This is a genomic window from Blautia intestinihominis, assembly GCF_040096655.1.
In the GTDB taxonomy this organism is placed as follows: Bacteria; Bacillota; Clostridia; order Lachnospirales; family Lachnospiraceae; genus Blautia_A; species Blautia_A intestinihominis.
The window spans coordinates 24,906-47,450 of sequence record NZ_JBBMEI010000015.1 but is presented as its reverse complement, the minus strand read 5'-3'; the positions used below and the strand labels follow the sequence as shown (position 1 = coordinate 47,450).

General features: G+C 45.4%; 21 protein-coding genes, 7 tRNA genes, 1 pseudogene and 1 riboswitch. Of the genes and pseudogenes, 13 read left to right on the top strand and 16 right to left on the bottom strand.

Translation table 11 applies throughout. The annotated features are described in order from the left end of the window. Nucleotides 1-31: 31 nt before the first annotated feature. The gene (locus WMO75_RS06610) at nt 32-250 is read right to left on the bottom strand and encodes a FeoA family protein (RefSeq protein WP_022213610.1); all 219 of its coding nucleotides are present in this window, start codon (nt 248-250) and stop codon (nt 32-34) included. A 213-nt stretch (nt 251-463) separates the two neighbouring features. Beyond that, nucleotides 464-673, bottom strand: coding sequence for a FeoA family protein (locus WMO75_RS06605; RefSeq protein ID WP_118252927.1), 210 nt, complete (start codon nt 671-673; stop codon nt 464-466). 457 nt (nt 674-1,130) lie between these two features. Here WMO75_RS06605 and WMO75_RS06600 point away from each other — a divergent pair, with 457 nt between their 5' ends. Next, entirely contained in the window at nt 1,131-1,505 is a 375-nt protein-coding gene (locus WMO75_RS06600) for a metal-dependent transcriptional regulator (protein WP_022213608.1), read from the top strand. A gap of 58 nt (nt 1,506-1,563) precedes the next feature. Here WMO75_RS06600 and WMO75_RS06595 read toward each other — a convergent pair whose 3' ends face one another. Genes WMO75_RS06595 through argC form a run of 4 tightly spaced genes read right to left on the bottom strand, consistent with a single transcriptional unit; the run spans nt 1,564 to nt 5,977 of the window. After that, nucleotides 1,564-2,760: an aspartate aminotransferase family protein gene (locus tag WMO75_RS06595; RefSeq protein ID WP_118252903.1), complete on the bottom strand. Its 1,197-nt coding sequence runs from the start codon at nt 2,758-2,760 to the stop codon at nt 1,564-1,566. Next, nucleotides 2,747-3,643 carry an acetylglutamate kinase gene (argB, locus tag WMO75_RS06590; RefSeq protein ID WP_118252904.1) on the bottom strand — a complete coding sequence of 299 codons (897 nt, stop codon included), beginning with the start codon at nt 3,641-3,643 and terminating at the stop codon, nt 2,747-2,749. The genes WMO75_RS06595 and argB overlap by 14 nt, the downstream gene beginning before the upstream one ends. Nucleotides 3,644-3,672: 29 nt before the next feature. Then, nucleotides 3,673-4,896, bottom strand: a complete 1,224-nt coding sequence (gene argJ, locus WMO75_RS06585; RefSeq protein WP_022213605.1) for a bifunctional glutamate N-acetyltransferase/amino-acid acetyltransferase ArgJ — start codon at nt 4,894-4,896, stop codon at nt 3,673-3,675. Between the two features lie 40 nt (nt 4,897-4,936). After that, nucleotides 4,937-5,977: an N-acetyl-gamma-glutamyl-phosphate reductase gene (argC, locus tag WMO75_RS06580; RefSeq protein ID WP_022213604.1), complete on the bottom strand. Its 1,041-nt coding sequence runs from the start codon at nt 5,975-5,977 to the stop codon at nt 4,937-4,939. A gap of 536 nt (nt 5,978-6,513) precedes the next feature. Here argC and WMO75_RS06575 point away from each other — a divergent pair. From WMO75_RS06575 to WMO75_RS06560, 4 genes are all read left to right on the top strand, one after another. After that, nucleotides 6,514-7,746: an argininosuccinate synthase gene (locus WMO75_RS06575; protein ID WP_022213603.1), complete on the top strand. Its 1,233-nt coding sequence runs from the start codon at nt 6,514-6,516 to the stop codon at nt 7,744-7,746. Between the two features lie 143 nt (nt 7,747-7,889). Next, a riboswitch (purine riboswitch) is annotated at nt 7,890-7,985 on the top strand. A gap of 79 nt (nt 7,986-8,064) precedes the next feature. Further along, on the top strand, nt 8,065-9,345 hold the full coding sequence (locus WMO75_RS06570; RefSeq protein ID WP_302701041.1) for an amidohydrolase family protein: 1,281 nt from the start codon (nt 8,065-8,067) through the stop codon (nt 9,343-9,345). A gap of 36 nt (nt 9,346-9,381) precedes the next feature. Then, a complete protein-coding gene (locus WMO75_RS06565) occupies nt 9,382-10,758 on the top strand; it encodes an NCS2 family permease (protein ID WP_022213601.1) in 1,377 nt (458 codons plus the stop codon). Between the two features lie 283 nt (nt 10,759-11,041). Further along, the gene (locus tag WMO75_RS06560; RefSeq protein WP_118252906.1) at nt 11,042-11,944 is read left to right on the top strand and encodes a DMT family transporter; all 903 of its coding nucleotides are present in this window, start codon (nt 11,042-11,044) and stop codon (nt 11,942-11,944) included. Nucleotides 11,945-12,045: 101 nt separating this feature from the next. Here WMO75_RS06560 and WMO75_RS06555 read toward each other — a convergent pair whose 3' ends face one another. Both WMO75_RS06555 and WMO75_RS06550 read right to left on the bottom strand, forming a co-directional pair. Further along, nucleotides 12,046-12,420, bottom strand: a complete 375-nt coding sequence (locus WMO75_RS06555; protein WP_022213599.1) for a metal-dependent transcriptional regulator — start codon at nt 12,418-12,420, stop codon at nt 12,046-12,048. Nucleotides 12,421-12,600: 180 nt separating this feature from the next. Then, the gene (locus WMO75_RS06550; RefSeq protein ID WP_118699140.1) at nt 12,601-13,335 is read right to left on the bottom strand and encodes an RNA polymerase sigma factor RpoD; all 735 of its coding nucleotides are present in this window, start codon (nt 13,333-13,335) and stop codon (nt 12,601-12,603) included. A 308-nt stretch (nt 13,336-13,643) separates the two neighbouring features. Here WMO75_RS06550 and WMO75_RS06545 point away from each other — a divergent pair. The 7 genes from WMO75_RS06545 (at nt 13,644) to WMO75_RS06515 (ending at nt 14,316) form a co-directional block, all read left to right on the top strand. Further along, a tRNA-Pro gene (locus tag WMO75_RS06545) sits at nt 13,644-13,718 on the top strand. Between the two features lie 33 nt (nt 13,719-13,751). After that, a tRNA-Gly gene (locus WMO75_RS06540) sits at nt 13,752-13,822 on the top strand. A gap of 24 nt (nt 13,823-13,846) precedes the next feature. Beyond that, nucleotides 13,847-13,920: transfer RNA gene (locus WMO75_RS06535), tRNA-Arg, on the top strand. A 5-nt stretch (nt 13,921-13,925) separates the two neighbouring features. Continuing rightward, nucleotides 13,926-13,999 (top strand) — tRNA-His (locus WMO75_RS06530). A 10-nt stretch (nt 14,000-14,009) separates the two neighbouring features. After that, a tRNA-Gln gene (locus WMO75_RS06525) sits at nt 14,010-14,081 on the top strand. 11 nt (nt 14,082-14,092) lie between these two features. Then, nucleotides 14,093-14,165, top strand: a tRNA-Lys gene (locus WMO75_RS06520). 69 nt (nt 14,166-14,234) lie between these two features. Next, nucleotides 14,235-14,316: transfer RNA gene (locus WMO75_RS06515), tRNA-Leu, on the top strand. A 293-nt stretch (nt 14,317-14,609) separates the two neighbouring features. On the opposite strand, the gene WMO75_RS06510 is transcribed toward WMO75_RS06515, so the two are convergent. The 8 genes and pseudogenes from WMO75_RS06510 to WMO75_RS06475 form a co-directional block, all read right to left on the bottom strand. Further along, nucleotides 14,610-15,089 carry a metallophosphoesterase family protein gene (locus WMO75_RS06510; protein WP_118252908.1) on the bottom strand — a complete coding sequence of 160 codons (480 nt, stop codon included), beginning with the start codon at nt 15,087-15,089 and terminating at the stop codon, nt 14,610-14,612. After that, a complete protein-coding gene (locus tag WMO75_RS06505; RefSeq protein ID WP_118252909.1) occupies nt 15,086-15,670 on the bottom strand; it encodes an XTP/dITP diphosphatase in 585 nt (194 codons plus the stop codon). Before WMO75_RS06505 ends, WMO75_RS06510 begins: the two co-directional genes overlap by 4 nt. Further along, on the bottom strand, nt 15,667-16,821 hold the full coding sequence (locus tag WMO75_RS06500; protein ID WP_118252910.1) for a THUMP domain-containing class I SAM-dependent RNA methyltransferase: 1,155 nt from the start codon (nt 16,819-16,821) through the stop codon (nt 15,667-15,669). The genes WMO75_RS06505 and WMO75_RS06500 overlap by 4 nt, the downstream gene beginning before the upstream one ends. Next, nucleotides 16,818-17,363, bottom strand: coding sequence for a phosphodiesterase (gene yfcE, locus WMO75_RS06495; protein ID WP_118252911.1), 546 nt, complete (start codon nt 17,361-17,363; stop codon nt 16,818-16,820). The genes WMO75_RS06500 and yfcE overlap by 4 nt, the downstream gene beginning before the upstream one ends. Before the next feature lie 162 nt (nt 17,364-17,525). Then, nucleotides 17,526-18,629: an IS200/IS605 family element RNA-guided endonuclease TnpB gene (gene tnpB, locus WMO75_RS06490; RefSeq protein WP_022213669.1), complete on the bottom strand. Its 1,104-nt coding sequence runs from the start codon at nt 18,627-18,629 to the stop codon at nt 17,526-17,528. An 18-nt stretch (nt 18,630-18,647) separates the two neighbouring features. Then, nucleotides 18,648-18,937 (bottom strand): annotated as a pseudogene (gene tnpA, locus WMO75_RS20100) (IS200/IS605 family transposase); the annotation flags it as partial. Between the two features lie 108 nt (nt 18,938-19,045). Then, nucleotides 19,046-19,357 (bottom strand): rhodanese-like domain-containing protein, encoded by a 312-nt coding sequence (locus WMO75_RS06480; protein WP_022213667.1) that lies wholly within the window; start codon nt 19,355-19,357, stop codon nt 19,046-19,048. 169 nt (nt 19,358-19,526) lie between these two features. Next, nucleotides 19,527-19,715, bottom strand: coding sequence for a hypothetical protein (locus WMO75_RS06475; protein ID WP_118252912.1), 189 nt, complete (start codon nt 19,713-19,715; stop codon nt 19,527-19,529). A 416-nt stretch (nt 19,716-20,131) separates the two neighbouring features. Here WMO75_RS06475 and WMO75_RS06470 point away from each other — a divergent pair, with 416 nt between their 5' ends. Beyond that, entirely contained in the window at nt 20,132-22,540 is a 2,409-nt protein-coding gene (locus WMO75_RS06470; RefSeq protein WP_118699139.1) for a CDP-glycerol glycerophosphotransferase family protein, read from the top strand. Nucleotides 22,541-22,545 lie beyond the last annotated feature (5 nt).

The following is a 22,545-nucleotide window of genomic DNA, read 5'->3' as shown; positions in this document are numbered from 1 at the left end:
GAACATGATTCATTGCTGGGAACAGCAATCCTTATTTTACCTGTACGCACTGAGCATCGTTCTTTCTTACGGATAACTCATAGCCTCTTACAGTGATCTCAACAGGATCTCCAAGCGGAGCGACTTTTCTGATGTAGATTTCGCTTCCTTTGGTGATTCCCATATCCATAATGCGTCGTTTGTAAGCGCCGTCTCCCTCAATCTTAGTTACAACAACGGTACTTCCGACTTTTGCCTCACCTAAAGTCATTGTTCTGTCTCCTTTCCTCTTGTTGATTTATTATATATACTTGACGCCCCTGACGAAGTGCTCCATTGCTTCGCAATTCCACACTTCTGCAGACATTCGGAATCCGCTGATTTTCTTCGAAAATCGCTACTTCCTCATGTTTGGCGGGTTTCAAATTCATCCGCTAATGTATGCAAGCATACAACGTAGCTGCAATTTTAAACCCTGGGGCTGTCAGATCATAATATGCTTTGCCATATCTGAGTTGACTGCTACACGGGCATCTTTGACGTTAACGATTACATTGCCGCCGATCGCAGACACTACTGAAATCTCTGTACCTGTTACAAATCCAAGGTTTGCGAGAAATCTTCTTGTTTCTTCATTTCCACCGATCTTGAGAATTGTATTTACTTCGCCGATTCCGGCCATTGTAAGTGGCATCATGGTATCTACTCTTCTTTCTCTAATGATAATTTTTTTCGTTTAAAAAGACCGCAGTCACAGACCACTTCCTTTTTCTACTAAGTTAGTATATTCTAACGTTGGTAAGCTGTCAAGTACTTTTTTTCGTTCTATATAACCTGCATTCGTTAATCATAACCATAATTTGCATCATAAAACTTTTATTTGTCGCAAGTGACTCTTGTTTGTTATATACAATATTCGTTCGTTTTGCATAACTATTGTGCAAATTTGTATAAAAAAATTCCTGCCTTTCCGGGCAGGAGTCTCTGTTTGTGCCAAAATATGCAATTATAAAAAACATTGGATTTTTGCGGTTTTCTCTGCATTCATCTTGTTCCGGACGCAAAAATATGATATGATATCAATAATACAAAGCAATACGAGATTATGCAAACAAACGCATGATTTCTTTCAGCAGAATTGGGGTGTAAGAATGCATACAAACGAATCCGCCGAAAACTATCTGGAAACGATTCTTATCTTAAGCAAATCCCATCCGGTCGTTCGCTCCGTAGATGTTGCCTCTGAACTTGGATTCAAGAAATCCAGCGTCAGCGTTGCCATGAAGAAGCTTCGTGAGACCGATCAGATCACCGTATCACCTGAGGGATACCTTTACCTGACCGAATCAGGACGTGCAACCGCAGAGAAAATTTACGAGCGTCATCTCTTTCTTTCTGAGTGGCTTGAGAAACTGGGTGTTGACCCGGTTGTTGCAGCAAGTGATGCCTGCAAGATCGAGCACGTGATCAGTACCGAGAGCTTTGCCGCGATCAAGAAACACATTGATCTTAACAGTATGGAATAATATATTTCTATCAGATATCAGATTTGTACAGTAGTTTCAAAAGGCAGGAGCCTGGCAGTTACGCCAGGCTCTTTTCTAATTTCTCGATCATTTCATCGATATTTTCTTTTGTGATAACAAGCGGAGGTACAAGACGGAGTACGTCGCTTCCTGCTGAGATCACAAGAAGCCCGTTCTCAAGTGCCTTTGTCACAACACTTCCCACAGTCGCTCCTTCGATCACCAGTCCCTGCATGAAACCTTTTCCACGACGTGCTGCGACGATCGGGTATTTTTCCACAAGTGTGTCGAGTTTTTCCTCTAAATATGGGGTTAATTCCTGTACATGTGCCAGGATACCGGCCTGCTCAAAGATATCAAACACCTTGCTGACAGCTGCACATACAAACGGGTTTCCACCATAAGTTGTGCCATGATCTCCCGGTACGAGAGATGCTGCTGCAGCTTTTTCCCCGAGGACAAATGCCCCGACCGGGACACCGCAGCCAAGTGCTTTGGCACAGGTCATCACATCCGGTTTGACACCGTAGGACTGCCATGCGAAGTAATATCCGGTACGTCCCATACCGCACTGGATCTCGTCAAAGATCAGGATAATATCATTTTCGTCACAGAGTGCGCGAAGTCCCTCAAGGAATTCCTTCTGTGCCGGATAGATGCCGCCCTCTCCCTGTACGACCTCTGTGATGATCGCGCAGGTCTTGTCTGTGATCTGTGCTTTGACGCTCTCAAGATCATTGAAATCCGCAAATTTAACACCGCCGATCAGTGGTTCGAACGGCTCTCTGTAATGCTCTGTTCCTGTGACAGAAAGAGCTCCCATGCTTCTTCCGTGGAAAGAATGGTTCATTGCGATGATCTCATATTTCTGTGCTTCTTTGCCATATTTGGTATAGGCGTATTTACGTGCAGCTTTGAGTGCACCCTCGATTGCCTCTGTTCCACTGTTTGTGAAGAACGCTTTGGCAAGTCCGCTGGCTTTGACCAGTTTTTCTCCTGCTTCGCTCATCGGCTCATTGTAATAAAGATTGGAAATATGAGTCAGCTTGTCGATCTGTGCTTTTAAAGCCTCGTCATATCCCGGATAATGATATCCCAGTGCATTTACTGCGATCCCGGCAGCAAAGTCGAGATATTTTTTGCCCTCTGTATCATAGAGATAGCATCCTTCCCCATGGTCAAACATGACCGGGAAACGATTATATGTATGCAGAATACTTTCTTCTGCATGATTCATCTGTTCATTCATGCTCATTGTAATATTTCTCCCCGTCTTCTCTTAAAATAGCAGTACCGATACCTTTGTTTGTAAAAATCTCCAGAAGGAGGCTGTGCGGAATACGTCCGTCCAGGATATGTACTCTGTTTACGCCTTCCTCGATCGCATCGATGCAGTTCTGCAGTTTCGGAATCATTCCACCGCCTACATAACCGTCGCTGATCAGTTTTTCTGCTTCGTGTACATGTAACTCGGAGATCAGAGAACTCGGATCATCTTTGTCCTTGTATACACCCTCAATATCAGAAAGGAATACAAGTTTTTCTGCATGGACAGCCTCTGCGATCGCACATGCTGCATCATCTGCATTAATATTATAAGAATCAAAGTTTGTGTCAAATCCGATCGGAAATACGATCGGAAGGAAGTCTTTTTCGAGAAGATCCTGCAGAACCTTCGGATTGACTTTCTCGATATCGCCTACATATCCGATATCTTCGCCCTTGGAAAGTTTCTTGTGGCACTGGAGAAGTCCACCGTCCTTGCCGCTGATACCAACAGCCTGTACACCGAGGGATTCCACCAGTGTAACCAGTTCTTTGTTGACTTTTGCGAGAACCATCTCTGCGATCTCCATAGTGTCTTTGTCTGTTACGCGGAGACCGTTTACAAAACGTGGTTCCATGCCGACTTTGTTGACCCAGCGGCTGATTTCCTTACCGCCTCCGTGAACGATGATCGGTTTGAAACCGATCAGTTTCAGAAGTACAACGTCCTTGATGACATTTGCTTTGAGTTCTTCGTCCAGCATGGCACTTCCGCCGTACTTTACTACTACGATCTTACGATTAAAACGCTGTATATAAGGAAGAGCCTCGATAAGAGTTTCTGCCTTGTCCAGATATTTCTGATTTACCATTTTTTCATTTCTCCTCGATTTTAAATTTTTTATGAACGATAATCCGCATTGATCTTGACATAATCATAGGTAAGGTCACATCCCCATGCGGTTGCGGTGCAGTCGCCCATCTTGATGTCTGCGATCGCAGTTACCGCTTCTTCGGAAAGGATCTTTGTCGCTTCTTCTTCGCTGTAATCTACAGCCACACCGTTTTCGATGATCTGGATCTTACCTGCCTTGCTCTCAAAGTAGAGGTCTACTTTTTCCGGATCAAACTGTGCACCTGAGTAGCCCATCGCACAGAGGATCCTTCCCCAGTTTGCATCATGTCCGTAGATCGCTGCTTTTGTAAGGGAGGAAGTAACAACGGATTTACTCAAAGTCACTGCCTGTTCCTTGCTCTCTGCACCGATGATCTTTACTTCAAACAGTGCAGTCGCACCCTCACCGTCGCCTGCAATCTTCTTGGCAAGTGTGGTGTTGATGTAATTCAGTGCCTCGCAGAATTTCTGATAGTCTTCGTTTTTCTCATTGATCTCCGGGTTCTCTGCCATTCCGTTTGCCAGCAGGAGAACAGTATCGTTTGTGGAGGTATCGCCGTCAACAGATACCATATTATAAGTATCTTTGACATCCTGGCTCAGAGCTTCCTGGAGAAGCTGCTTGGAAATGCATACGTCTGTTGTGACAAAACCAAGCATCGTGCACATGTTCGGATGGATCATTCCGGATCCCTTGCACATGCCGCCGATTGTAACTGTCTTGCCGCCGATCTCGATTTCTACGGCAACTTCTTTCTCTACGGTATCCGTTGTCATGATTGCTTTGGCTGCTTCGTTTCCGGCTTCCAGAGTTCCCTTGAGCTTCGGAGCCATTGCCTTGACACCGTCGGAAAGTTTCTCGATCGGAAGCTGCATGCCGATAACGCCCGTAGATGCGACCAGTACGCTGTTTTCATCTACGTTCAGAGTCTCTGCTGCTGCTTTTGCTGTTGCCCGGCAGTAGCTGAATCCCTCTTCTCCTGTACACGCATTGGCGATACCGCTGTTGCAGACGATCACCTGTGCACTTGGATGTTTATAAACGATCTCCTGGTCCCATTTGACCGGAGCTGCCTTTACGATATTTGTGGTAAAAGTTCCTGCTGCCACGCATGGTTTCTCGCTGTAGACCATTGCCATGTCAGTTCTTCCCTGATATTTGATCCCTGCTGCTGTGGATGCCGCCTGGAATCCTTTTGCCGCTGTAACTCCACCTGTAATAACCTTCATAATCTATACTCCTCCTTGGTACAAAAATCTCCGTTTTTATTTACGGAAGCATTGGAATCTGATGAAGTCCTTCTGCCTCGTCGAATCCGAACATCAGGTTCATGTTCTGTACAGCCTGTCCTGCTGCACCTTTTACAAGGTTGTCGATCGCGCCCATCATGATAACACGTTTGGTCCTCGGGTCGATCTTGAAGTTGACATCTACATAGTTGCTGCCTTCGACGCATTTAGTCTGCGGGCATACGTCTTTGTCAAGGACACGGATGAATGTTTCATCTGCATAATATTTATCGTAAGCTGCTCTTACTTCTTCATAGGAAACTTCTTTCTTGAGAGAAGCGTATGCAGTTACCAGGATTCCTCTGTTCATCGGGATCAGGTGAGGTGTGAAGTTGATCATCACTTCCTGTCCGCATGCATAACCAAGCTGGTCCTCGATCTCCGGTGTATGGCGGTGAGTTGCTACGCCGTATGCTTTGATATTCTCATTTACTTCGCAGTAAAGGTTCGGAACTTTTGCTCCTCTTCCTGCTCCTGAAGTGCCGGATTTTGCATCGATGATGATAGTGTTCGGATCGATCAGGCCTTCTTTGAGAAGCGGGTAGATGGATAAAGTGGAACAGGTCGGATAGCATCCCGGGTTCGCGATCAGTCTTGCTTTCTTGATGTCCTCACGGTTGATCTCGCACAGTCCGTAAACTGCCTCGTCGATAAACTGCGGTGATTTGTGCTCGATGCCGTACCATTTCTCATATTTCTTTACATCTTTGATACGGAAATCTGCACTCAGGTCGATGACCTTTGCTTTGGAAAGGATCTCTTCATTAACAAGAGATGCACAAAGCCCCTGCGGTGTTGCGGTAAAGATCACATCTACTTCGTCTGCAAGTGCAGCCATATTGTCGTCCATACACTTCGCATCTACCAGTTTAAAAAAGTTCTGGTATACATCTGCATATTTCTGATCGATATAGCTTCTTGAGCCGTACCATGCAACTTCTACTTCTTTATGTCCAAGGAGCAGTCTTGCCAGTTCATTTCCTGCATAACCGGTTGCTCCGATGATTCCTGCTTTGATCATTTCTCATTCCTCCTAGAATCACAAATTAGCAGTTACATAATGTGCAACTGCTTAAAACTGTTGTAATTATACCATTACTGCTCATATATTCGCAGTAATTGGTCAAAATCCATTCCAAATTGCCTGCGGCAATGGGATTTTGCCCCGTATGTCTCAGGATTTTGCCATATCTGGCAAAACACTTCGCGGGACATTCTCCGTATAAACTGTATTGATTATACATCTATACTGCATAATATGCAATACAAAATTTTACCATTTTCGCATCCGCGTTCCGCGATTTTATGTATTTTTATATGTTATTTCCTATTTAATGATGCATTTTTATGCAAAAATTTCTTTTATTTTTTTGCATATTGGTATTGCATATTTATAAAAATTGTTGTATATTAACTCTTGTCGAAACACGACAGGGCTTAAGATTCACTGCTTTATCATACAATCACACTAAAGCGCAGGAATCTTTACCTTTTATAATATCAAATATTCATGTATCTGCCAAGTGCAGGACATTAAATTTTCAGGAGGAATACATTATGAAAGAAAAAGTTGTACTTGCATACTCAGGTGGTCTTGATACCACAGCACTGATCCCGTGGCTGAAAGAAACATTTGATTACGAAGTTGTCTGCTGCTGTGTAAACTGCGGACAGGGAAACGAACTGGATGGTCTGGATGAGAGAGCGAAACTTTCCGGAGCTTCCAAATTATACATCGAAGACATCGTTGATGATTTCAGCGACAACTACATCATGCCATGCGTACAGGCAGGCGCTGTATACGAACACAAATATCTGCTCGGAACTTCCATGGCCCGTCCGGCGATCGCCAAGAAACTCGTTGAGATCGCACGTAAAGAAAACGCTGTTGCTATCTGCCACGGTGCTACCGGTAAAGGTAACGACCAGATCCGTTTCGAACTTGGTATCAAAGCACTTGCTCCGGACATCAAGATCATCGCTCCTTGGAGAATGACAGATGTATGGACCATGCAGTCCCGTGATGATGAGCTCGCATTCTGCCAGGCTCATGGAATCAACCTTCCATTCGATGCAAGCCACAGCTACAGCCGTGACCGTAACTTATGGCATATCAGCCATGAAGGACTTGAACTCGAAGATCCTTCCCAGGCTCCGAACTATGACGACATGCTCGTTTTAAGTGTAACTCCTGAAAAAGCACCAGATAAAGAAACAGAAGTAACCATGACATTTGAGGAAGGTGTTCCGAAGACTCTCAACGGCAAAGCAATGAAAGTTTCCGAGATCATCACAGAGCTCAACCGTCTTGGCGGCGAGAACGGTATCGGTATCGTTGATATCGTAGAAAACCGTGTTGTTGGTATGAAATCCCGTGGTGTATATGAGACTCCTGGCGGAACTATCCTGATGGCAGCTCATGAGCAGCTCGAGGAACTGATCCTTGACCGTGACACCATGGAAGCCAAGAAAAAGATCGGCAGCCAGTTCGCTCAGGTCGTATACGAAGGAAAATGGTTCACACCACTCCGCGAGGCACTCCAGGCATTCGTAGAGTCCACTCAGAAATATGTAACCGGTGAAGTTAAATTCAAACTTTACAAAGGAAACATCATCAAAGCTGGTACAACTTCTCCATACAGCCTGTACAACGAATCTCTTGCATCCTTCACAACAGGTGACATGTATGACCACCACGATGCAGACGGATTCATTACTCTGTTCGGTCTTCCGCTCAAAGTTCGTGCAATGAAATTACTGGAAGTTGAGAAGAACAAAAACAACAAATAATCATAGCTTTTATTTTCCGGCGGTCTGTTTTCAGACTGCCGGATTTTTTATACCAAATTTTATGCAATTTTTTTGTACAATATTATACATAGAAGTTTTCATTTTATATTTGACAGAAAACACTTCCTATTTTATAATAATTTCATAAACAATAGTGTAAAACTTATATAGGTCCATAATTGGTTGGACGTCTCTACCAACTACCGTAATAGTTGCCTATAAGTGTTACTGTTTACTTTGTTTACAGTAACTTTTCGGGCAAAATATCCGGTATTTTTTTTGCCCGGAAGGTTCCAGACCAAAAAGGAGGTAGCTTATATGAAACCAACCACTTTTGCCATCAGAGGAACGGTATGTTTCAGCACAGACTCACAGAACCTGACCTGCCTTGAGAATGCATTTATCGTCTGTCAGGACGGACGTACTGTCGGTGTTTTCCCGGAGCTTCCGGCTCAGTTTGAAGGAATTCCTGTTGAAGATGTGGGCGATCAGCTTATCATTCCGGGAATGAACGATCTCCACCTTCACGCTCCGCAGTATGCATTTCACGGCATGTATATGGATCTGGAACTGCTGGAATGGCTGAATCAGGTTACTTTCCCGGAGGAAGCCCGCTATGCAGATCTCAGTTACGCCGAGAAAGCCTATTCTATCTTTGCAGAGGATCTGCGCCAGAGTGCCACGACACGTGCTTCCATCTTTGCAACCCTGCATGTAGAGGCAACCGAACTTCTGATGGATCTCATGGAAAAAACAGGTCTCAAAACCTATATCGGAAAGGTCAATATGGACCGCAATGGAACCGCTGACCTTCAGGAAAAAAGCGCTGTTGTTTCTGCGGGAGATACTGTCCGCTGGCTCACTGACACTGCCGGAAAATATGAGAACGTCAAGCCGATTCTCACACCACGTTTCACCCCTTCCTGCACAGATGAGCTTATGAATGCGCTGGCAGAACTCCAGAGAACTTACCGTCTTCCGGTACAGTCCCATCTTTCCGAGAACCAGAGTGAAATTGCCTGGGTACACGAACTGTGCCCTAATACTTCTTTTTATGGAGAGGCATACGATCAGTTTGGTCTTTTTGGCAGTCCTGACTGCCCTGCGATCATGGCACACTGTGTCTACAGTTCAGATGCTGAGATCGCCCTTATGAAAAAGCGGGGAGTTTTTGTCGCCCACTGTCCTCAGTCCAACACGAATCTTTCTTCCGGCATCGCCCCTGTACGGCGTTATCTCGAAGAAGATCTTCACATCGGACTTGGCACGGATATTGCGGGTGGTCATTCCCTGTCCATGCTCCGCGCGATCGCTGATGCCATTCAGGTATCCAAGCTTCGATGGAGGCTTGTGGATGATTCCCTGAAGCCGCTTTCCCTGGAAGAAGCTTTCTATATGGCAACCATGGGCGGTGGAGCTTTCTTTGGAAAGGTCGGAACTTTTTTGGAAGACTATGAGTTTGATGCTCTGATCCTGGATGATCGGGGTCTCCGTCATCCTCAGCCACTGACGGCACGTGAAAGACTTGAGAGACTGATCTATCTTTCGGATGACAGATGCATCACCGGAAAATATGTTTCCGGAAACAAAATCTTTTAGTGCACAGGCTGTGCACCATACGAAGGGGGTACTTATATGAATCTCGACAAACTTTTCCACCTCAAAGAAAACCACACAGACGTCAAAACTGAGGTCATGGCAGGAATCACAACCTTTATGACAATGGCCTATATCCTGGCTGTCAACCCGAATATCCTGTCTGCATCCGGCATGGACCGCGGATCTGTCTTTACAGCAACCGCACTGTCCGCATTTATCGCAAGCTGTCTGATGGCACTTCTGTCCAACTATCCATTCGTTCTTGCTCCTGGAATGGGTCTGAACGCATACTTTACCTACACCGTAGTCCTTGGTATGGGATATTCCTGGCAGCAGGCACTTGCAGCAGTATTTGCAGAGGGTATCATCTTTATCCTGCTTTCCCTCACCAATGTTCGTGAAGCGATCTTCAACTCCATTCCGATGAACCTGAAACACGCCGTATCTGTAGGTATCGGCCTCTTTATCGCATTTATCGGACTCCAGAACGCCAAGATCGTTGTTGGAAATGACTCTACACTGGTAAGCATCTTTTCCTTCAAATCCTCTGTTGCAGAAGGAACTTTTTCCTCACAGGGCATCACTGTTCTCCTTGCGCTGATCGGTATCCTGGTTACAGCCATCCTTCTTGCCAAGGATGTTAAAGGCAGCATCCTCTGGGGCATCCTGATCACCTGGGTTCTCGGGATCATCTGTCAGCTTACACATCTGTATGTACCGAATGCTGACCTCGGATATTACAGCCTGCTTCCTGATTTTTCAAGCGGAATCTCTGTGCCAAGCATGGCTCCGACCTTTATGAAGATGGATTTTTCCATTGTATTTTCACTGGATTTCGTAGTCATCATGTTTGCATTCCTGTTTGTAGATATGTTTGATACTCTTGGAACCCTGATCGGTGTGGCTTCCAAAGCTGACATGCTCGATAAGGACGGCAAGCTTCCGAATATCAAAGGTGCCCTGCTCTCTGACGCTGTCGGAACAACTGTAGGTGCTATGTGCGGTACTTCCACTGTTACCACCTTTGTCGAAAGTGCCTCCGGTGTTGCAGAAGGCGGACGTACAGGACTCACCTCCATAGTAGCAGGTATCCTGTTTGCACTTTCTCTTCTGCTTTCCCCGATCTTCCTGGCAATTCCTTCCTTTGCGACAGCACCGGCTCTGATCGTCGTAGGTTACCTGATGCTGACCTCTGTCACCAAGATTGATTTCAGTGACATGACAGAAGCGATCCCGTGCTTTATCGCGATCATCGCAATGCCATTCATGTACAGTATTTCCGAAGGTATCTCCATGGGAGTTATCTCCTACGTAGTGATCAACCTGATCACCGGCAAAGCCAAAGAAAAGAAGATCAGTGCATTGATGTACGTTCTCGCCGTATTATTTGTACTGAAATATATCTTCATCTAAATAGTTATAATTATTCATAAGGGCTCTGCACATGCGGAGCTCTTATTTTTTTATTTTCACTCTTTATCAATGCATAGTTATGCAGTATACTAGTGATATCAGGGTTTCAAACGGATATGACTTTCATGCTTGCATGAAAGGGCATATCCATTTGAAACCCGCCAAATATGAGGAAGTAGTGATTTACGCAGTAAATCTACGGATTCCGAATATTTGCAGAATCGCGGAAGATGCAGAGCATCGGAGTGATTCGTAAGTATCTTACACTACGAGGAGAAATATTATGAAAAAAGAATCTGTTCCGGTCAGGAATTCGCTTTTGCTTTTGCTGACCGCCACCATCTGGGGTGTGGCTTTTGTCGCACAGAGCGTCAGCATGGACTATATTGGAGGCTTTACCTTCAATGCCGTTCGAAATATCATCGGTGCGATCGCACTGCTGCCTGTCATCTGGGGACTTGGTAAGACCAGATCTGCCAGTGAGCAGACACCTTCTGACCGCAAAACTCTGATCACCGGCGGTATCTGCTGCGGTATCCTGCTCTGCCTTGCAAGCAACTTCCAGCAATTCGGTATCAAATACACCACCGTCGGCAAAGCCGGATTCATCACCGCCTGCTACATCATCATCGTTCCGGTCATCGGTATCTTCCTTAAGAAAAAATGCAGCCCGTTTATCTGGATCGCCGTAATCCTTTCCTTATGCGGTCTGTACCTTCTCTGCCTGACACCGGGCGAGGGATTTGCCATTGGCAAGGGAGAGCTGCTCGTGCTGATCTGTGCAGTACTTTTTTCCCTGCATATCCTGGTGATCGACCATTTCTCACCTCTGGTAGACGGCGTAAAAATGTCCTGCATCCAGTTCCTGGTCTGCGGTATCCTCTCCGGGCTCCCTGCCTTGCTCTTTGAAAGTCCGGATCTCGCAGGCATCCTTGCAGCCAAAGTTCCGATCCTCTATGCCGGAGTTATGTCCTGCGGAGTTGCCTACACCCTGCAGATCGTCGGTCAGAAAGGCATGAACCCGACCGTAGCCTCCCTGATCCTCAGCCTGGAATCCTGCATTTCCGTGCTCGCCGGCTGGCTGATCCTTGGACAAAACTTAAGCGGCCGTGAGATTTTTGGCTGTGTGCTGATGTTCGGTGCGATCATCCTTGCACAGCTCCCGCAGAAAAATCCTGCCGCATAAATAATCTCAACGTTATTTCCACGCAACAAAAAAGGTCATCACTTTCAGAAAACTCTGATCGTGATGACCTTCTGTATTTCGTTATTGTATTTCATATACTGTCAGATCTCGCCCTTGGCTGTCAGATGCTCCTTGATCTTCTCGAAGCTCTCGTCGCTGACATCATGCTCCATCTTGCAGGCATCTGCCCTTGCAACCTCCGGTGAAACACCAAGTCCCTCAAGCATCTTGGTCAAAACAGTATGTCTCTCATAAATCCTGTGTGCGATCTCTGAACCCTTGTCCATCAATGTGACCGTGCCATAACGGTCCATTGCGATATAACCGTCTTCTCTTAATAATTTCATTGCATGGCTTACGCTCGGTTTGGAAACTCCCAGCATAGATGCAATGTCAACAGAGCGCACCCCGCCGCCTTTTTTGGATAAAACCAGAATCGCTTCCAGATAATCCTCCGCTGATTCTCTAATCTGCATAAAAATACCTCCCGTATGTTGTTTATAGTATCATAAAAATCGACATATTTCAACAGTTATGGGCGTTATCGCGGCGATTGTTTTTCTCAACTAACTGTGAGCATCTAGTGTACTGTATCATTGACATTTCGCGTTATTTAACTGAAAGTCAATGAGACAGCACACTAGGGGAAAACTTTTTTATTTATCGTCACCGGTCAGGCGGAGGACATCGCGGATCTCATCTACTTTCATGTCAAGAATGATCGCAAGCTCATCAATGCTGAAAGCATTCTTATCATCTTCATCGTCATTCAGTTCGCGGACTGCACTTTCAAGCTTCTCTACACGGGCTACCAGGCTGTCGTCTGCGAATTTTCTCTGGGTCTGTTCTTCCAGAACTGCGATGATCCCTTTACGGACTTCATTCATGAGCCATTTTTCATCTCTGACTTCGTTTCCGGCGCTTCCAAGCGCCTGGATCAGTGCCAGATTTGCCTCCTGGATCAGATCTGCAAGAAAAATCTCCTCTGCATTCATGTCTGCTGCCATCTTCGCTGTTTCTTTCATATAATAAGAAGTAAGGGACTGCAGCGCATCCTGATCTCCGTTTGCAAGTGCGGCAAAAGCCTGGGCAGTATCTATGGAAAGTTCCGGAAGTTCTTCAAGATAATTCCTGAGGTAAGTTTCTTCTTCCGGGGTCAGCGGGATTTTCTTTCGTTCTGGCTCTTTGGTTTCCTCTGTGGCACTGTCTTCCATTCCTTCGATCTGGATTCCCTGGGAGGTTAAATATTTGAGTACTCCAAGGAGCTGTGTCTTGTCGAGTTCCATTCCTGCGAAGGTATCGCGGATCTGGATCGCGGTAAGGGAATTGCCATTTGCTTTGGCGATGGTCTGTATTTCTTTTAATTTGTTCTGAAATTCCTGTACGTTCATTTTAGGTCTCCTTCTATAAAATTAAGTATGGATTGTGTAAAAACATGGTTGATGTTTTGTTTTTTCTGAAATTATTTTTTGTTGTATCATTGTATCATATTTTATCATTTTCTTGTGATTTTTCCAACCAGAAGCGTATTTAACGTAATTTTTTTGCCCGGAAACCCGCATAAAATAAGGCTTTGCGGCATTTTTAAAATTTTTTTCAATTTTTTTCAAAAAAGTTGTTGACATTTGGATATGCCTAATATATAATATGTCTTGCGTTGAGCGACATAGCAAAAACGCAAACAACTAAATACCGTTAACGGGGTGTGGCTCAGCTTGGCTAGAGCGCCTGGTTTGGGACCAGGAGGCCGCAGGTTCGAATCCTGTCACCCCGATGCTGTAAACAACTTTTACCGTTTCAGCGAATTGCGGGTGTAGTTCAATGGTAGAACACCAGCCTTCCAAGCTGGATACGTGGGTTCGATTCCCATCACCCGCTTCTCTGTAAGCGAAGCAGAGAAATGTGTCTGTAGCTCAGCTGGATAGAGCAACGGCCTTCTAAGCCGTGGGTCGGGGGTTCGAATCCCTTCAGGCACGCTGTGGTGGGTATAGCGCAGTTGGTTAGCGCGCCAGATTGTGGCTCTGGAGGCCCAGGGTTCGAATCCCTGTATCCACCCTTTCGCCTTTGGGCTATCGCCAAGCGGTAAGGCACAGCACTTTGACTGCTGCATTCGCTGGTTCGAATCCAGCTAGCCCAGTCTTATATTATGGGATATTAGCTCAGTTGGTAGAGCACTTGACTTTTAATCAAGTTGTCCGGGGTTCGAATCCCCGATGTCTCACTTGAAACACTATCGTTTAGATAGTGTTTTTTATTATTTTATTAGGAAGTTTGGATGCTATCCTATCCTGCGGATATGGCGGAATTGGCAGACGCGCCAGATTTAGGTTCTGGTGTTGAACGACGTGCAGGTTCAAGTCCTGTTATCCGCATTTTTTATAAGGCTTGGAAGCCTTATGATCCAGTTTCCCACTGCGTGGGGATATTTCGCAAAGGGACTTCGCCAGTCCCTCTGCACACCCTGGGCTTTTTTGGAAGCATGAGCCTTGGGGTTTCAGATTTGTAATGTGTAGAAGAAAGACCGGATTCCTGGTTGCCGTGTGGGCAAGGGGAATCTGGTCTTTTTTCAGATTGTTGGTGGCGAAAGCCCATAAATAAGAGGTGCGTTGCGGTCTTATTTATGGGCTTTCTTTTGTACAGTTTTGTTTAGCTTATTAAATAATTGTTATAGGTGTTTTAGTTCGGCGGTTAGGTGACCGGTTTGGTCTAGGTTTACGATGGCGTAGCTTGGCCGCCGGCCTCTTTGGCGGGGGTAGGTCAGGCTTCCGGGATTTAGGGCTAGGACACCGTCTATGGTTTCCAAAAGGGGTTTGTGGGTGTGGCCGAAGAAGACGGCGTTACAGCCGCGGTCTTTGGCTTCGTCGATGACACCTGTGATATCCATGGAAACGCCGTAGTAGTGGCCGTGGGTGACGAAGATCCGGTTGTTGCCTGCTTCTACTATTTCTTCTCTTGGAAGGTCTGAGAAGAAGTCGTTGTTTCCTGAAACGATATGGCAGGGGCACTCGGTGAGGGCTTCTATGAAGATTTCTCTGCCTTCTACGTCACCGCAGTGGATCAGCATGTCGAAGGGAGCTTCCTGCATGACTGCCTGTTCGAAGTTTTCGTCTCTGCCGTGGGTGTCGCTGACTACGAGGATTTTCATCGGAGTGCGTCCTTGATGGCGCGCAGAGCCTTCCCTCTGTGGCTGATCTTGTTTTTTTCTTCCATGGAGAGTTCTGCTGAGGTGCAGCCGTACTCCGGGAGATAAAAGATCGGGTCGTAGCCGAAGCCGTTGGCTCCGCTTTCTTCGTAGCCGATCCTGCCCTCCATTGCCTCTCTTACGGTCTTGACGCTTCCATCAGGAAAAGCCGCTGCGATCGCACAGACGAATCTGGCGGTTCTTTTTTCATCCGGGACTCCTTCGAGGCGTTCGATCAGTTTGGCGTTCTTGATATGATAGGAGGTATCCTCTCCCATATATCGCGCAGAATAGATTCCCGGCTCTTTGTTGAGATAGTCGATCTCCAGACCAGAATCGTCTGCAAGAACGATCTCTCCTGTCAGGTCGCGGATCGCTTTTGCCTTGATCTGGGCGTTTTCTTCGAATGTTTTTCCATCTTCTACGATGTCGGCGTGAATTCCGGCATCTTTTAAGGAAAGAAGTTCGATGTCAAGATCTCCGAGGATCTCACGTATCTCTTTCATCTTGCCTTCATTTCCTGTTGCAAAAATCACTTTTTTCATGAATCTTTTCTCCTCTTCGGCGGCTTCGGACCAAGGAACTGATAGTAGTAAGTCTTCAGCATACCATTATAGATCTTACGGTTTTTGTCCGCTTTTTTGCCAATATCGTTTTCTGTATGATCGTAGGATGTGATCAGGTACATGGACCACTTGTCCAGACGGCTGAAACTCTCTCCGATCTCTCTGTAAAGTGCCGGAAGGGCTTCTTTTTCTTCCAGACGCTCGCCATATGGCGGGTTCGTGATGATAAATCCATACGGCTTCGGATGGCTCAGATCCCTGACTGCTCTCTGCTGGAAATGGATCAGCTTGTCCACTCCTGCCATCTTTGCATTGGAACGTGCTGCCTTGAGGGCTTCCGGATCGATATCGTAACCCTGGATGTCTGTCTCAATATCGAGATTTACACGGTCCTGCGCTTCTTCCAGAGCATCATACCAGCATTTACGTGGAACCAGATGCTTCCAGTCTTCTGCAAGGAAAGAACGGTTCATTCCCGGTGCCATGTCTGCTGCCATCATCGCAGCCTCGATCGGGAAAGTTCCACTTCCGCAGAAAGGATCGACAAGGATCCTGTCTTTGTTCCACGGAGTCAACATGATCAGCGCGGAAGCCAGTGTCTCTGTGATCGGCGCCTTGACGGTCATCTGACGGTATCCTCGTTTGTGCAGGGAGACGCCGGAAGTGTCGATCCCAATTGTTGCCACATCCTTCATAAAAGCAACACGAATCGGGAAACTTGCTCCATCTTCCGGGAACCAGGAGATCCCATAGACGCTCTTGAGTCGTTCTACGATCGCCTTTTTCATGATCGACTGGATATCAGACGGGCTGAACAGAGCACTTTTTACGGAGTTTGCCTTTGCCACCCAGAATTTACCATCCTTCGGGATATATTCTTCCCACGGGATCGCCTTGGTCTTCTCAAACAGTTCGTCAAAAGTCACTGCCTTGAACTCTCCTGTCTTGAGAAGGATACGCTCTGTGGTGCGGAGGAACATGTTTGCCTGTGCGATGCCCTCTGCATCTGCCAGAAAAGTAACTTTTCCGTCTTCTACTTTGCTGATCTCATATCCCAGATCCAGGATCTCACGTTTCAGAACCGCTTCCATACCAAAGTGACAGGGTGCGATCAGTTCCATATATTTCATGCAAGCCTCATTTCCTTGATGATATTTCCATCAAAATCTTTAATTGTGAATACTTTGTCTTCCAGTACTGCGTAGGTCGGCGGATTTCCTTCCTTCGGAATGGAAACAGAACCCGGATTCAGAAGGATGTAGCCCTCTCTCTGCTCTGCCTTGAGCACATGTGTATGTCCGTGGATCAGGATGTCCCCTTCACGGAACGGCGGAAGGTTGTTTTCGTTATAGACATGTCCATGTGTGGCATAAAAAGTCAGCCCGTCGATCGCCAGAATGCAGTAATCTGCCATCACCGGGAAATTCAGTACCATCTGGTCTACTTCTGCCTCACAGTTGCCTCGAACTGCATAGATCTCATTTTTCATTTCGTTGAGCATTGCGATCACTTCCTTCGGAGCATATTCCTTCGGAAGATCGTTTCTTGGTCCGTGATAGAGCAGGTCGCCCAGCAGAACCAGACGCTCTGCGCCCTCTTCTCTGTATGCTTCCAGCATTTTACGGCAGTAAAAGGCGGAACCATGTACATCTGATGCAAACATATATTTCATAGCAAGTTTCTCCTATCAGTTTTTTTCCAGTATATCATTCTTTTATTCTACTGTGAATTACCCATTGTCTAAAGCCAATGGGCTTCCTGCTTCATCGTCCTCGTAACCTACTAACTCCACAGGCGTTAATTCGGGCAATTCCTGCCCTATTATTTGATTTTCTTATGCTGTTTTTCTTAATCCCTCTGCCAATATATTCTTTGCAGCATTAATATCTCTGTCATGCTTCGTCCCGCAAACAGGACATATCCATTCCCTTACTGACAGATCTTTCGTCTCTGTATTTTGATATCCACATGCAGAGCACAACTGGCTGCTTGCATAAAATGTATCTGTTTTTACATATTCCCTTCCATTCCACTTTGCCTTATATTCTAACTGCCTTGTCAGCTCATACCACGATACATCACTTATAGATTTTGCCAGATGATGATTTTTTACCATATTTTTTATCTGTAGATCTTCTGAAACTATCACTTGGTTTTCGCTGATGAGCTCATGTGAGATCTTGTGCAGATAATCTTTTCTGGTATTTGTTATCTTCTCATGGCATAACGCTATCTTTTTCCTGATCTTATAGTAATTTTGGCTTCTCTTTTCTTTATGTGCTAACTGCCTTTGCAATTTTATCAGTTTCTTCTCATGTTTCCTGATAATTTGGGGATTTATGTATTTCTTTCCAGCAGAAGTAATACATAAATCTTTAATTCCCAAGTCTAAACCTATACTATGACTGGTATGCTGCAGTTCCTCATGTTCCGTTTCCACCAATAATGATACATAGTACTTTCCACTTGGTACCTGAGATACGGCTGCTGACTTTATCTGCCCGCTAAAGTTTCTATGCAGCTTTGCTTTTACTTCCTTTAGTTTAGGCAGTTTTACTTTATTTCTCTCAAAATCTGCTGCTATATTGCCATTTGTAAAATTTGTTGTGTATGATCTGTGACTGTCATGTTTGCTCTTAAACTTCGGATAACCTGCATGTTCTTTGAAAAATTTCTGATATGCAGAATCCATATTATAAATGGCATTCGTCAGTGCAAATTTATCTACTTCCTTCAGCCATTCATTTTCTTTCTTTAATTCTCTGTTACAGTAATTATTGCAGTCTGTTTTGCTGACAGACTTTTTCTCTTTTTCGTACATTTCTTTCCGATATGCCAATGTACGGTTATAGACAAAACGGCAGCAGCCAAATGTTTTTGCTATCTGTACTCTCTGCTCCATATTAGGATATATTCTATATTTATATGCTTTTAACATTTACTGCCACCTTCTTTCTCATCCCTGACCATCGATATATTTTTTAGCATTTCTTCTGATACATTTCCTACACTACATACAAAATACCCATCTGTCCAAAATGTATGTTCTTTCCAAAAATGTTTGCGCAGATAATCCGGATATCTCTTCCAAATATAATATGTTGTATAACTTTTCATCAGATCCACAATCTTCCTGACAGACATTGTCGGTTATGTTTCTATCATATAATGGATATGATCTTTATCCGTTTCCATATATTTGATAATAACTTTGTGCCTTTGGCATATCTCAAGTATATAACATTTTTTTACTTTTGGCTACCTTAACCCACCGTCTAAAGCCAGGGGGATTGCGGTAGCCTTATTTCAAAAAATCCTCTGGCTAAGCTCTTTCCATAGTCAGAGGATTCCTGTTTATCCGGAAAACGTGCGATTTCTTCCCCTGTATGCCCCAAATCCTCCTATAACGGATCTTGTTCTGTATCCCCGCCGCACATAATCACGTGCCGCAGCCATACTTGCCCCGCCCCTGTCGCAGTAAAAGATAAGAAGTTTTTCTTTCGGAAGCGGCGGACTTTCGCTTAATTCTTCATAAGGAATGTTTACCGCTCCTCTGATATGGCTCTTTCGGTAACTCTCCGGTTCCCGGAGATCTATGATCAGTGTGTCCGGACGGTCCACATAATAATCCAGCATTTTTGCAGAAATGGTTTCGATAGGAAACATATGATTCTTCCTTTTTTATTTATATTATATGTAGGATCCTGCTTTCCGGAACCTCCCGCTGTCCATCCCTGGCACCACATAACGCAGAACAGGCTCCGCCTATCTGGCGAAGCCTGCTCTTTATTTTTTACATAAGAAGAAGGGAGAAAATTTGCCTGAAGTTTTCGCTTTAGTATCTGTCGGAATAGTCATCCTGTTCTTTATTATATGCGTTAGATGTCTTATTGCGGGACGCATTTTTTGAAGAATTTCTGGAAGCATTTTTGCTGCTGTCCTGGCTGCCCATCGCATTTTTTGAAGTTGCTTTGTCAGTGCTGTAGTTGCTTGTTTTGTTCTCATTTTCATAATTTTTTGCCATTTGAAAATTCCTCCTGTAGTTCATGTTACTGTGAACAGTAACAATCTTTATTTCTTATTACATCAGGTAGTATGTCTTCCTGAGGCAAAAATTATGCAGGTTTTGCAGCAAAATTTATTATATAAAAGGAAATCCCCGGTAGGGGAGCTACCAGGGATTTCCAGGGGAGTATAAATAATTAAATAAGGGGTTATGTAAAAAAAATTTTTGAAGGGTAAATTCTTTTTACAAGTACGATTATAATATAATCCAGCCAAAAAAGCAATAACTTTCGTGAAATCTGCCCTGTTATTCGCCCCGAGGAAGGCTTTTTATATTAATCCCTGTTCATGTTTATTTATTCGTGATAAAATATAAAAACACTGTATATAAACAGTCCATTGATAACTATAAATTTTTTTACAGGGTAAAATATTATGGCAGATTCAAACAATTCATTCAAAAATAAAGTGATACGCAAGCTCAAAAGCGGTACCTGGTATCCTTTTTATAATACCTTTTATGAAAAGGTGCCGATCGACCGCCGTGAGATCCTCCTTGCTTCCAGAAGCGGGATTTCCCTGGAAAGCAATATTCTTGCGATCTTTACAGAACTTTCCCGTCCGGAATACCGCAAATTCCGAAAAGTCCTGGCAGTTCAGAAGAGCTCCCGTGAACAGATTGAGAAAAAACTCGCTCATTATCACATTTCCGTGGATAAGATTGTTCATATGAGCACCCCGGACTACTATTACCATCTGGCAAAGGCCGGCTACCTCATCAACGACACCACCTTCCCGGGACGTTATATCAAGAAAAAAGGCCAGGTTTATCTCAACGTCTGGCACGGTACCCCGCTCAAACGCATGGGACAGGACAACGAGGAAGAACGCTATGACATGGGAAATATCATGCGAAATCTCCTGATGTCCGACTATCTCGTTTTTCCTAATTTATATATGGAAGAAAAAATGTCCGGAGCTTTTAACCTCAAAGAACTTTATCGGGGAACGATTCTCCGCGAGGGCTATCCGCGAAATTCTATTTTCTTCGACCAGGAACACGGCAGGCTCCTCAAGGAAGTCCTGGGCTACCAGGGATGTCAGCTCAGCGTCTATATGCCGACCTTCCGCGGACGTACCGATGATGTAGAAGGCGATACCTACGTAGAGCAGGTACGCAGTTATCTTGAGGTAATTGATAAGGGCATGCAGGACGATCAGATTCTTCTTCTCAAGCTGCATCCACTTGTGCAGAAAGGGCTCGATCTCGACAATTACAGGCACATCCGCCCGTTCCCGTCAGAACTTGACACCTACGATGTACTGAATGCCTGCGACGTACTGATCACAGATTATTCCAGCGTCATGTACGACTTTGCAAATACTGGTCGTAAGATCATCCTCTTTGCCTATGACCTTGAGGATTATATGGGACACCGTGGCATGTACGAAGACATCCGCTCCTACCCGTTCCCGATCGCAGTAACACCGGAGGAAGTCCTGTCTGAACTTCAGGAACCGGGCGGCGGTGCTGACAGAGAATTTCTTGACAAATACTGTACCTTTGACCGACAGAAAGCGACACGCAATATCTGCCGCCACGTACTTCTCGGCAAATATCTGTGTCAGGAACACAAAATGCCGGTCACAACGAAGAAAAAAGTCCTTCTCTACGCCGGCAGCCTCAAGCCAAACGGGATCACGACCGCATACTTCAGCATGCTCCGCCATCTCGATACGGATGCCTGCGACTATTATATTTCCTACCGTTCCCCGTCCCTCAAGGAGCATCCGGAACGGCTTAATGGAATGCCGGAGGGATACCATTACTACCCTCTCGCCACAGAAATGAACCTCGATGTCCTCACCGCTGTGGCACAGATCCTGTATCTGAAATGGGGGATCACTTCTTTTGGCATCCGGAAACGGCTTGAGAAAGCATACCGCCGGGAATGGCAGAAACATTTCGGAAACGCAGCCTTTGACCAGGTCGTTCACTATGACGGCTACGAGAATTACATGATCGCACTCTTTGAACAGGCTCCCTGCACCAGAACGATCTGGGTGCATAACGACATGGAACGTGAGATCCAGGCCAAGGGAAATCCAAGCCTGCCACTTCTTCGTCATGCTTATGCAGCATATGACCATGTTGTTCCGGTCGGCGAGGATATCCGTCCTGCCGTAGAGCGCATCGGTGGACGCACAGACAATGTACAGGTGATCGCCAACTACATGGATGTCGAAAATATCCGTTCCAGAGCAGAACTTCCACTGACCTTTGACCCGGAAACCCAGTCCAATGTCTCTCTTAGGAAACTCCAGAAAATCCTGGACTGCTCCGGTACGAAATTTATCAACATTGGAAGATACGCCCCGGAGAAAGGTCAGGAACGCCTGATCCGTGCCTTTGACACCTTCTGGCACAGCCATCCAAAGACATGGCTTATCATCATTGGCGGAATGGGTGACCTGTACGAAAGCCTTCGCCGTCTTGCCAGAAGCCTGGAATCCGGACGGCACATCGTACTTCTTAAATCCATGAGTAATCCGATGCCGGTGCTGAAACGCTGCGACTTTTTTATTCTCTCCTCTTTCTATGAGGGACAGGTTCTGGTCGTCCCGGAGGCAGATGTGCTCGGACTTCCTGTCGCAGCCTGTGATGTCAATGGAGCCAGATCTTTCCTCAAAGAATACGGCGGCACACTTCTGCCTGACAGTGAAGAAGGTGTGCTTCAGGGCATGGAAATGTATGCTTCCGGCAAGATTCATCCACTTCATGTCGACTACGAGACAAGAAATCAGCAGATCATCCAGAAATGTGAGAAACTTTTCCAGGAGTAAGCTGC